This is a genomic window from Arthrobacter sp. GCM10027362 (assembly GCF_042679445.1).
In the GTDB taxonomy this organism is placed as follows: domain Bacteria; phylum Actinomycetota; class Actinomycetes; order Actinomycetales; family Micrococcaceae; genus Crystallibacter.
This window is the reverse complement of record NZ_JBHTML010000142.1, coordinates 1-10797: the sequence shown is the minus strand read 5'-3', so window position 1 is coordinate 10797 and position 10797 is coordinate 1. Positions and strand designations below refer to the sequence as shown.

9 protein-coding genes are annotated in these 10797 nt (G+C 71.3%); 2 read left to right on the top strand and 7 right to left on the bottom strand.

Annotation, left to right across the window (positions count from 1 at the left end):
• Positions 1-338, top strand: a 338-nt coding sequence (locus ACFQ36_RS16805; RefSeq protein ID WP_377015603.1) for a macro domain-containing protein, incomplete at its 5' end; no start/stop codon positions are given.
• A gap of 90 nt (positions 339-428) precedes the next feature.
• Here ACFQ36_RS16805 and ACFQ36_RS16800 read toward each other — a convergent pair.
• From ACFQ36_RS16800 to ACFQ36_RS16785, 4 genes are all read right to left on the bottom strand, one after another.
• A complete protein-coding gene (locus ACFQ36_RS16800; protein WP_377015601.1) occupies positions 429-1802 on the bottom strand; it encodes an NAD-dependent succinate-semialdehyde dehydrogenase in 1374 nt (457 codons plus the stop codon).
• Between the two features lie 39 nt (positions 1803-1841).
• Entirely contained in the window at positions 1842-3503 is a 1662-nt protein-coding gene (locus ACFQ36_RS16795) for a thiamine pyrophosphate-dependent enzyme (RefSeq protein WP_377015599.1), read from the bottom strand.
• A gap of 88 nt (positions 3504-3591) precedes the next feature.
• A complete protein-coding gene (locus ACFQ36_RS16790) occupies positions 3592-5250 on the bottom strand; it encodes an amidohydrolase (protein ID WP_377015597.1) in 1659 nt (552 codons plus the stop codon).
• Positions 5251-5336: 86 nt separating this feature from the next.
• Entirely contained in the window at positions 5337-6281 is a 945-nt protein-coding gene (locus tag ACFQ36_RS16785) for a LysR family transcriptional regulator (protein WP_377015595.1), read from the bottom strand.
• 137 nt (positions 6282-6418) lie between these two features.
• On the opposite strand from ACFQ36_RS16785, the gene ACFQ36_RS16780 reads away from it, so the two are divergent.
• Complete coding sequence (locus ACFQ36_RS16780; RefSeq protein ID WP_377015593.1) at positions 6419-7762, top strand: MFS transporter; 1344 nt, start codon at positions 6419-6421, stop codon at positions 7760-7762.
• 70 nt (positions 7763-7832) lie between these two features.
• On the opposite strand, the gene ACFQ36_RS16775 is transcribed toward ACFQ36_RS16780, so the two are convergent.
• From ACFQ36_RS16775 to ACFQ36_RS16765, 3 genes are all read right to left on the bottom strand, one after another.
• Complete coding sequence (locus tag ACFQ36_RS16775; RefSeq protein ID WP_377015591.1) at positions 7833-8741, bottom strand: RluA family pseudouridine synthase; 909 nt, start codon at positions 8739-8741, stop codon at positions 7833-7835.
• A gap of 39 nt (positions 8742-8780) precedes the next feature.
• Complete coding sequence (locus ACFQ36_RS16770; protein ID WP_377015589.1) at positions 8781-9536, bottom strand: DUF427 domain-containing protein; 756 nt, start codon at positions 9534-9536, stop codon at positions 8781-8783.
• Between the two features lie 275 nt (positions 9537-9811).
• The coding region (locus ACFQ36_RS16765; protein ID WP_377015587.1) for a DUF6541 family protein at positions 9812-10797 on the bottom strand (986 nt) is incomplete at its 5' end.

Here is a 10797-nt window from a genome sequence, read left to right as displayed (position 1 = left end):
CGGTGGGCCAGGCCGTGGCCACGCCGGGGTTCCGGCTGCCGGCCCGCTGGATCATCCACACCGTGGGGCCCAACCGCTACGCCGGGCAGACGGACCCCGGGCTGCTGGCCTCGGCCTTCCGGCAGAGCCTGCGGGTCGCCGAAGACGTGGGCGCGCGCAGCGTGGCGTTCCCGGCCATCGGCGCCGGGGCCTACGGCTGGGAGGCCGAAACCGTGGCCCGGGCCGGGCTGGGCGAGGTGCTGGGCCACGCCGGCGGGGTGCAGCTGGTGGAGTTCGTGCTCTTCACCCCGCGGCTGGCGCAGGTCTTCCGGCAGGTGCAGGCGAACCTGGCCGGCTGACCCTTCCCGTTTTGGGCGGGATAGTTGCTGTTTTGGCGCCCGATAACAGCAACTATCCCGCCCAGGTTTGTGGGGAGGGCAGGCCCGGGCCTACCTGGCCGTGCGGATCAGTTTCCGGTTCACGAACTCGTCCATGCCGTACCTGCCCAGCTCGCGGCCGACGCCGGAGCGCTTGATGCCGCCGAAGGGCAGCTCGGCGGCGGTGCCGGAGGGCTCGTTGATGTAGACCATGCCGGTCTCCAGCCGCCCGGCGATTGCCTGCGCGCGCTCCTCGTCGGCGGTGTGCACCGAGGCGCCCAGCCCGTAGGCGGAGCTGTTGGCCAGCTCGACGGCTTCGTCCTCGCCGGAGACCTTGTAGAGCACGGCCACCGGGCCGAAGAGCTCCTCGGACCAGGCGCGCATCTCCGGGGTGACGCCGGCCAGGATGGTCGGGGCGTAGAACGCGCCCTCGCCCTCCAGCGGTGCACCGCCGGTGAGCACGGTGGCGCCCTTGTCGATGGCGTCCTGGACCTGGGCAGCCAGGCCGTCGCGGGCGGCCATCGAGGACAGCGGGCCCATGAACGTGTCGGCGTCAGCCGGGTCGCCGACCTTGATGCCGGCGACGGCGGAGCTGAAGTTCGCCACGAAATCGTCGTAGACCTTCTCGTCCACGATGAAGCGCTTGGCTGCGTTGCAGGCCTGGCCGGTGTTGCCGAAACGGCCGAAGAGGCCGGACCTGGCGGCGGCGGCGGGGTCGGCGTCGTCGAGCACGATGAACGGGTCCGAACCGCCGAGTTCGAGCACGACCTTCTTCAGGTTCCGTCCGGCGATCTCGGCCACGGCCGAGCCGGCGCGTTCGGAACCGGTCAGCGACACGCCCTGCACCCGCGGGTCGGCGATGATGCCGGCGACCTGCTCGTTGGTGGCGAAGACGTTCACGTAGGTCCCCTCGGGGGCGCCGGCATCCAGGAAGATCTGTCCCATGGCCAGGGCGGACTCCGGGCACTGCGGGGCGTGCTTGAGCAGGATGGTGTTGCCGTTCATCAGGTTCGGGCCGGCGAAGCGGGCCACCTGGTAGTAGGGGAAGTTCCACGGCATGATCCCGAGGAGCACGCCCAGGCCCTCCTTGCGCACCACGGCCTTGCCGCCGGCGGCCACGTCGAGTTCCTCGTCCTCGAGGAACCTCGGGCCGTTCTCGGCGTAGTAGCGGTAGATGGAGACGGCGATGTCGATCTCGATGCCGGCCTGGAAGATCGGCTTGCCCATTTCGCGGGTGATGATCGCGGCCAGTTCGGCGCGGCGTTCGGCGTAGAGCCCGGCCACCCGGCCGAGCAGCTTCACGCGCTCCTGGATGCTGCTCCCGGTCCACTGCCCGAAGGCGGTATGGGCGGCGGCCAGGGCCGCCTGGATGTCGGCGTCGCTGGCGGTGGGGTATTCCTTGACCGTTTCCCCGGTGGCCGGGTTGGTGACGGCGTACAGGCTCATCTGGTTCTCCTTGGTTATCCGCTGGGCTGTCCGCGTAGGTTACGGGAGGGCGATCTGCTGGTCGGTGACAACGTGGATGATGGCGGGAATGCGCTGGTCCGTGACGGCCTTGAGGGCGCGTTCGACGGCGCCGGCCGCCTGGTCGTCGGCGGTGACGGTTTCGCCGTGGCCGCCGAAGACGCGGGCGAAGGCGGCAAAGTCCGGGTTGGACAGCTGGGTGCCGCTGACCCGGCCCGGGAAGTGGCGCTCCTGGTGGTCGCGGATCGTGCCGTACTGGCCGTTGTCCATCACGACCGCCAGCAACGGTGCGTCGTACTGGACCGCGGTGGCCAGTTCCTGGCCGTTCATCAGGAACTCGCCGTCGCCGCAGACCGCGACGACCAGGCGCTCCGGGGCGGCCTTGGCGGCCGCGACGGCGGACGCGATGGAGTAGCCCATGGACCCGTTGCGGGTGCCCAGCTGGGAGGGGAAGACGCTGGCCGGAAGGAACCACTGGGCCCAGGCGGTGTGGTTGCCGGCGCCGACGGTGCTCACGACGTCGTCCGGGATGCGGGCAAGCAGCTCGCCGATGACCACGGACATGTGCGCGGTACCCTCGCGGGTGGCCGGCAGTTGTGCGTAGTCGCCGATCGTGGACAGCGCGGTCTGCGCCCCGCGGCCGGCGGCGCGCCAGGCGTCCCATGCGGCCGCCTGCGCCGCGGAAAGGCCCAGGTCGAGGCCCTCGGCCGCTTCGGCGAACGCCACCGGGGAGGCGACGATGTGCCCGGTCACCGCCCCGGAGCGGCCGCGCAGGGTGGTGTCGATGCTGACCAGGAAGTTCACCGCGTCCTCGCGCTGGCGCAGGGTGAAGCCGTCCGTGGGAACGTCGGTGGGCACGGCGCCGATGGCCAGCAGGACGTCGGCCTCGTCGAACATCCTCGCGGCGGCGGCGCTGCGGCCGTAGCCGAGCGAGCCGATGTTGACCGGGGAGCCGGAGGGGATGCGGTCGGCGGCGTGCCAGTCCTGCACCACCGGGATCCCGTTGGCTTCGGCGAAGGCGGTGATCACCTGCGCGGCCTCCGGGGTCCAGCGCTGGCCGCCGACGAAGATCAGCGGCTTCTCGGCGCCGGCCAGGGCGGCCCTGAGCTGCTCCAGTTCGCGGGGCGAGACGGCGCCCTCGGCAACCGGCAGGGGCCGGACCAGGCGGCCGGTGAATTCGTGCGTGATGACGTCCTCGGGCAGGCCGACGATGACCGGGCCCGGCCGGCCGGACTTCGCGGCGAAGAAGGCCTCGGCGACGACCTCGGAGGCGCGGCCGGCCTCGTCGAGGACGAAGACGCGCTTGGCCTGGGTGCCGAACCAGGCGTGGGGATCGAATTCCTGGAAGGACTCGCGCATCCGGTCGGCGACCGGCACCAGGCCCACGAACAGGACCATCGGGGTGCCGTCCTGCCAGGCGCTGTGCACGGCCACGTAGGCGTTGGCGGCGCCGGGCCCGCGGGTGACCATCGCGACGCCGGGTTCGCCGGTGAACTTGCCGTGGGCCTCGGCCATGTAGGCGGCGCCGCCCTCCTGGCGGCAGACCACGTTCTCGATGCCGCTGCCGTGCAGGCCGTCGAGGACGGCCAGGTAGCTTTCGCCGGGCACGGAGAAGACGCGCTGGACGCCGTGCAGGGCGAGGGAATCGACGATCGCCTGGCCGGCGTGCCGGGGTGTGCTCATGGGGGTACTCCTCAATACGGGTGCAGGGCCGGCCGGGCCGGCGGGACAACGGGAAAGACTGGAAAGAGGGCGGGAAAGAGGGAAGGGTCTACAGGCTGCCGGCAGCGATCCGGCCGGCCACGACGGTGGCGTCGACCGTGACCGCGGCGATCTGGTCTGCCGGGACACGGTAGAGGTCCTCGGACAGGACCGCGAAGTCGGCGAGCTTGCCGTGGGCGAGCGTGCCCTTGTCCTGTTCCTGGTGCACGGCGTAGGCGCTGCCCACGGTGTAGGCCCGCACCGCCTGGGCCACGCTGATCCGTTCCGCCGGCACGAAGTCCGCGCCGGCGGCGGTGGTGCGGTTGACCAGCGAGGCGATGTTCAGGATCGGGTTGGCATCGACGACGGGCGCGTCGGTGCTGGCCGGGATCTCGATGCCGGCCTCCAGCAGCGCCTTGACCCGGTAGGCCAGCCGGGTGCGCTCCGGGCCCAGGGCGCGGGCGGCGCCGTCACCGAGTTCGTGGACGAAGCGGCCCTGCGGGACCGGGACAAGGCCCAGGGCCGCGATCCGGGCGATCTGCGCGTCGCTGGCCACCGAGACATGCTCGAGCCGGTGCCGGGGGTCCGGGCGCGGCCGGATCCGCTGCGCTTCTTCGAGGATGTCCATCGCCACGTCCAGGGCGGCGTCGCCGATGGCGTGGACGGCCAGCTGCCAGCCGGCCAGATGCGCGCCGATCAGCCGTTCGCGCAGGTCGGACTCGGGGAACTGGAGCAGGCCGCGGTTGCTGCGCCCTTCGGCCAGGTCGGCCTCGTAGTCGCAGCACATGAAGGCGCTGCGGCCGATGAGCGAGCCGTCCGAGAGCACCTTGGCCGGGCCGATGCGCAGGACGTCGTCGCCCATTCCGGTGCGCAGGCCCAGGTCCAGCCCGTACAGCGGGTGTCCGTCCACGGCGGCCTCGCCGATCCGGTGCAGCGTGGTCAGGTAGGGCATGACGGTGGCCCGCACGCCCAGCTGCCCCCGCTCGGCGGCCAGCTGGAAGCCGGCCAGGTCGAAGCGGGACATGCCGATGTGGTCCGGGGCGCCGATGCCCGGTTCGGTGATGGAGGTGATGCCCAGTGCCAGCACCGCTTCGGAACCGGCGGCGACCATCCCGGCCACGTCCTCGGCGGTCTTGGCCGGGATGTGGTCCATGACCAGGGCGCGCGCGGTCTCCTGCAGCAGGCCCAGGGCCCGGCCCCCGGCGTCGGCCGGCACCGCGCCGCCCCCGGGCACCGGCACGTTGCGCCGGCCCGGGAAGCCGGCCAGTTCGAAGGCGGCGGTGTTGGCCACGCCCATGTGGCGGGAGTTGTGGATCAGGTACACCGGGTGGCCGTGGCTGACGGTGTCCAGCTGTTCGGCGGTGGGATGGGCGCCCAGGTAGTTCTGGTCGTAGCCCTGCCCGACCACCCACCGTCCCGCGGGGGCGGCGGCCGCGGACGCGTCGATGGCGGCGAGCAGTTCGTCCATCGAGTCCACGGTGCCCGGGCGCAGATCCGCCTGCAGGGTCGCCTCGCCGAGATGGCTCAAATGGCAGTGCGCGTCGTGGAAGCCGGGCACGACGGCGGCCCCGCCCAGATCGTGCACCTGGCGGAAGGCGGCGGCCGGCAGTTCGCCGTCCAGGCTGATGATCCGCCCGTGGTGCACGCCCAGGCTGCGGGCGGCGGGACGGGACGGGTCCTGGGTGTGGAACACTCCGTTGGTGAAGAGTACATCGAACTGCATGGGCATCTCCGGAATCCGTGGGCTGGGCCGTGGGGCTGCTTCCAGTATCCGAGCCCACCTTCATGCTGTCTAATGCATAAATGCTCGCATCCCTATGTCGTTTCGGCATCCTCGCCGGCCGTGCCGCGTTCGGGCAGCACGGCCCCCTGGGCATGCAGGAACCGGCGGAGCCGGGCAGCGACGGCGCGGATGGTTTCCTCGGCGAAATGCCCCGGCATCCACGTCACGTGCAGCGGAAGCTGCAGGGTCTGCCGGCCGGGGCCGGCCCCCGGCTGCCCGTCCAGGATCCGCACCGGGTGCGCCCCGAACAGCGGCTGGTCGGTGGTAATGCCGATGCCCTGGCCGGCCGCCGCCAGCGCAATGATGGTCTGGCCGTCGTCGCACTCGGAAACCTCGTCGAAGGCCAGCTGGGCCCGGTTCAGGGCGTCGTCGAGGATGTGCCGGCTGACGCTTTGGTGCGAGGGCAGGACCGCGTGCCCCCCGCACAGCTCGGCCAGCGGCAGGGCCTCGACGCCGCCGCGGGCCCACGGGTGGCCGGCGGCGACATAGGCCTTCAGCGGAATGCTGGCCAGGAACATGGCGGCCAGGCCGGCCACCGGGGCGGCAGGGGAGACGGCAAAGTCCGCACCGTGCAGCAGGGCGTCGGGGATGTCGAAGTGGCTGGTCTGCCGGGTGATGATCAGCGGGTCGTCCGGTCCGGTGGTGGCGATGAACGGGGCGAGGAAGCCGCGTACCGAGGCGGAGGTGGCCGCGGCGACCAGGGTGGCCACCCGGCCGGTGCGCAAGGCCTCCGCGGTGTCCTCCAGGCCCCGGGCTTCCACCATCAGGCGGCGCGCGGCCGGGACGAAGGCGCGCCCGGCCTGGGTCAGTGCCAGCCGGTTGCCCTGGGGCTCGAACAGGACCAGCTTCAGCTCGCGTTCCAGCGTCTTGATCTGCCGGCTCAGGGCCGGCTGGGCGATGCGCAGCTGCTCGGCGGCGGCGGTGACGGTGCCGGCGTCGACCACCGCGAGGAAATACTGGAGGCGGCGGAAGTTCATGGAGCAATCATGCCTGAATGATATGGATAGCTGCAATAAAAGGCATTGGCGGGAATGTAATGGATCACCCTACGATCAGTTCGCACATGCTGCGCCCAGGGGGCGCATTCCATTCACGGATCCGAAAGTTCTTTCCTATGACACACGGACGCTCTCCGGAGACTGCAGCCACCCCGGCCGATTCGAAAGCCGGCACGAAGCCTGCGTCCCGTCCGGGCAAGGTTGTTGCCGCGGCCTTCATCGGAACGGCGCTGGAGTGGTACGACTTCTTCCTGTTCGGCACCACCGCCGCGATTGTTTTCGCGCCCCTCTTCTTCCCGGGCAGCGATCCGGTAGTCTCCACCATCTCGGCCTTCCTGAGCTTCAGCGCCGCCTTCATCGCCCGCCCCATCGGCGCCGTCGTCTTCGGGCATATCGGGGACAAATTCGGCCGCCGCGGCGCGCTGGTCGCCACCGTGACGCTGATGGGCATCGCGTCCACGCTGATGGGCCTGCTGCCCACCTACGCGAGCGCCGGCATCGCCGCCCCGCTGATGCTGACCCTGCTGCGTGCCGTCCAGGGCATCGCCACCGGCGGCGAATGGGGCGGGGCCACCCTGATGGCCATCGAGTATGCCCCGGCCAGGCGCCGCTCCCTGTATGCGGCCCTGGTCCAGGCAGGTTCCCCGGTGGGCACCCTGCTCTCCACCGGTGCCATTACGCTGGTGGCCCTGCTGCCGCGCGATGATTTCATGAGCTGGGGCTGGCGCCTGCCCTTCCTGGCCTCCATCGTCCTGGTCGGCGTGGCCCTGTGGCTGCGCTGGAACGTCGAGGAAACCCCCGAGTTCCAGGAGATCAGGGAGACCAAGGGCACCAGGAAGGCCCCGGTCCTGGAACTGCTGCGCCAGGCGCCCGGGCGTCTCGCCATCGGCGTGTGCACCTACCTGGTGGGCAACGCGGGCTTCTTCATCCTGACCACCTTCATGATCGGCTACACCACCCTCGTGCTGGGGATGGACAAGTCCGTCATCCTCGGCGCCATGACCATCGGTGCGGTCGCCCAGCTGGTGATGACCCTGGTCGCCGGCCGCCTCGCGGACCGCTTCGGGCCGGCCCGGGTCGGTATCGTCGGCTACGTCGTCTTCGTGCTGCTCGCCTTCCCGATCTTCTGGCTGATGGACACCCGCGAGCCGGCCATGGTGGTGCTGGGCATGGTGCTGACCTTCGGCCCGTGCGCCATCACCTACGCCATCATCGGCGCCCTGATCGAGAAGCTGTTCCCGGCCGAGGTGAAGTACACCGGCATGGGCTTGTCGGCCAACCTCTCCGCCGTGCTCGCCGGCTTCATGCCGGCGGTAGCCACGCTGTCCCTGACCCTCTCGGACAATGCCTCCTGGGGCCCGGCGGCCCTGCTGGTGATCATCGGCCTGATCTCCCTCGGCGGGGCGGTCGCCACGGCCAAGGTCCCGGCGGCGGACACGCCCGCCACGCGCCCGCGCTGACCATCCAGCACCCGCGCCGCGGCCCCCGGGATCCGGTCCCGGAGGCCGCGGCGTTCCTCGTTGTTCCTCGTTATTGTCCGGCCGTCCATTCGGACAGCTCCAGCCGGCTGCGGTATTCCACCGGCCGGCCCGAGAGCGGGTCGGTGAACCGGATGCCGCGGGCCAGCAGCTGCAGCGGACGGTCGAAGTCGTCGGGCGCCTGGTCCAGCAGCACCGGGTAGAACGGATCGTGCAGGATCCCGATGCCCAGCGACGCCATGTGGACGCGCAGCTGGTGGGTCTTGCCGGTGTGCGGCTGCAGCCGGTACCGGCCCAGCCCGCCGCGGGTTTCCAGCAGCTCGATCCGGGTCTCGGCATTCGGCTCCCCGGCCACGGTTTCGGCCAGCAGGTAGGTGCGGGACTTGACCATCCGGTTGCGCACCAGCAGCGGGTACTCGTGGGCCGGGTCCACCGGCGCGATGGCCTCGTATTCCTTCTGCACCCGGCGCTTTTCGAACAAAACCTGGTATTTGCCCCGGGTGGCCGGGTTGGTGGAGAACAGCAGCACGCCGGCGGTGAGCCGGTCCAGCCGGTGCATGGGAATCAGGTCCGGGATCTCCAGCTGGACCCGCAGCCGCACCAGGGCGGATTCGCTGATGTAGGTGCCGCCCGGCGTCGTCGGCAAAAAGTGCGGCTTGTCCACCACCAGGATGTTCTCGTCCCGGTACAGGACGCTCAGCTCCACCGGCAGCCGCTCTTCGGACGGGAGGGTCCGGTAGTACCAGATGAAGGTGTGCTCGGCCAGCGGTGTGCCGCGGTGCAGCCGCACGCCGCCCGCGCCGACAATCTCGCCGCGGTCGAAGCGCTCGCGGATGCCGTCCGGGTCCACATGGCCCCAGCGGTGGAGCATGTAGTCCAGGGCGGTGGCCCAGGGCCCCCCGGCAGGCAGGCGCAGCCGGGTGGCATTGACGCCGTCGCGCACGGGCAGGGGGGATTTCATCACCCATCAAGGGTACCCGCCCGCCGGCCGCGCCGGTGCTCAGGCCGCGGACGTGACCGACCAGACGGTCTGCGGCCGCTGAAGCCGGACGCCGTCGACCACCAGGTCCACCCGCTCGTTGAAGAAGCACAGGAGGTCGCGGATCTTGGGGATCTCCGGGACCGGGTCCGGATAGCTCCAGGCGGCATCCCGCACGAAGACGTCCCCGGCCCGCAGCGACCAGTATCGGGCCGTGCCCTTGTAGGGGCAGGCGGTGACCGTGTCGCTGGCTTCGAGCAGGTCGGTGCGCACGTCCTCGAACGGCAGGTAGTAGCGGGTGGGCAGGCCGGTCTCGAAGAGCAGCAGCGGCCGGATGCTATCGGCCACCTGCCGGCCGCCGGCGAAGACCTGCACCCGGCGGGAGCTGCGCAGGGTGTCCACCCGCTTGTGCGGGTCCCGCGCATGCACCAGCGCGCGCTCGTCTTCCTCGTACCACTCGAGTTCCTGCCAGGAGAAGGTGACGTGGTTGGCCAGCGCCGCCAGCGGGCCGGCCGGATCGGGATACGTCCACGCCGCGCCGGGGGCCTGCCTGCCGCCCGCCCGGACGGTCCAGGTCCGTCCGCCCCGGCGGCCGGGGGCCTCGTCGGCGAGGGTCCCGGGCAGGACGTCCTCCAGCGGCAGGAAGTAGGTGGGCAGCCCGTGAGCGTCGTACCGGACCAGCAGCAGTGCCCGGCTGCTGTCGGCCACCAGCCGGCCGTTCAGCCGCACCCGGATCCGCCGCGGCGTCGGCTCGACGAAGGGGGCAGGAGTCTCCATGCCGGACACTCTACTCCGGCCCGTGCCGGCAGCAGCAGCCGCATCGGCAGAAGAACAGGCGGGCCTCCGGACCCGCACCTGCAGGCCGGGTGCCATCAGGGCGAGATTGTGGGGCTGGGGCATCCGGGCGACCAGCGCCGCGGGGCATTCGCAGGCGACCGGCCGGACATCCCGGAGGAGAGCTCGGCCGGGAACCGGCGGCGGTCGGCCGGCCCGGGCCGTCGAAGTCCTCGGCAGCCGCACGGAAGGCATCGGTACGACGGGCCTGGACGGGCTCAGCCGCAGCCGGTGATCCGGTACAGCCGTGCGTCCGGGCCCTGCTGGTCCACCAGTTCGAAGCCGGCGGCCGGGGAGAGGTTGTCCAGGCCGGGTACGTGCGGTGTCTTGTCCCAGCTCACCGAGAGTTTGCCGAAGTCCAGGACGTACTGCACGTTCAGCTCGTGCACCACCGGGCAGACGGAGGGGTCGGTCTTCATCTCGTCCAGCTTCGCCATCAGCAGCTGCGCGTCGGCCCTGGGGGCGCGTTCCCCGGACGGCAGCAGCGTCTTGATCCCGGTATAGGCGTAGGAGAGCGCGGCACCGGTGAGCGGATCCGCCATGGTCATCGCGCCGGGGGGCACCCGGCGGGGCAGCCGCTCGATCAGGGCCAGCTCGTCCGAGGACAGCAGCGGCGACACCGGGGTGAACCGGTACTTCGCCGCCGCGACCTCGATTCCCCGCTGCACGGCGAAGAACGGGACCACCGCCAGGCTCACCACCACCAGCACCGCGGTGGCGGCCGGCCGGAACCAGGTAGGCTTCTTCCGCTCCTGCCGGGCCAGCCAGGCACGGAAGAAGGACCGGGCCGTGCTGGCCAGCGCGGTGCCGCCGACGGCGGCGGTGAGGATCCCGGCAGCGGGCAGCATGGCGCTGATCCGGAAGAAGTCGTTGTAGAAAACCCCGGTGACCCACCAGCGCAGCTCCGGGGCTTCCTTCCAGTTGCCCACCACGTACAGCACCGCGGCGATCAGGTAGATGCCCAGCACCCAGCGGTTCCTGCGGGTGTTCAGCACCACGGCGGCGCCGACCACCGTCAGCACGGTGGGCAGGACCGCCATCGGCCGGTCGACCGCCCCGTGGGTGAAGACCTCCAGGACCGCGCGCAGCACCTCGCCCATGTTGTCCCAGTTCCGGGTGCCGCTGCGGCCCGGGCGGATGAGCACCCAGGCCACGACGACGGCGGCAAGGTAGCCGGCCGCGAGCAGGTCCGCGGTGCGCCGCC

Coding starts and splice junctions, on each gene's coding strand:
- ACFQ36_RS16800 (WP_377015601.1), bottom strand. CDS start 1,802: ATGAGCCTGTACGCCGTCACCAACCCGGCCACCGGGGAAACGGTCAAG.
- ACFQ36_RS16795 (WP_377015599.1), bottom strand. CDS start 3,503: ATGAGCACACCCCGGCACGCCGGCCAGGCGATCGTCGATTCCCTCGCC.
- ACFQ36_RS16790 (WP_377015597.1), bottom strand. CDS start 5,250: ATGCCCATGCAGTTCGATGTACTCTTCACCAACGGAGTGTTCCACACC.
- ACFQ36_RS16785 (WP_377015595.1), bottom strand. CDS start 6,281: ATGAACTTCCGCCGCCTCCAGTATTTCCTCGCGGTGGTCGACGCCGGC.
- ACFQ36_RS16780 (WP_377015593.1), top strand. CDS start 6,419: ATGACACACGGACGCTCTCCGGAGACTGCAGCCACCCCGGCCGATTCG.
- ACFQ36_RS16775 (WP_377015591.1), bottom strand. CDS start 8,741: ATGAAATCCCCCCTGCCCGTGCGCGACGGCGTCAATGCCACCCGGCTG.
- ACFQ36_RS16770 (WP_377015589.1), bottom strand. CDS start 9,536: ATGGAGACTCCTGCCCCCTTCGTCGAGCCGACGCCGCGGCGGATCCGG.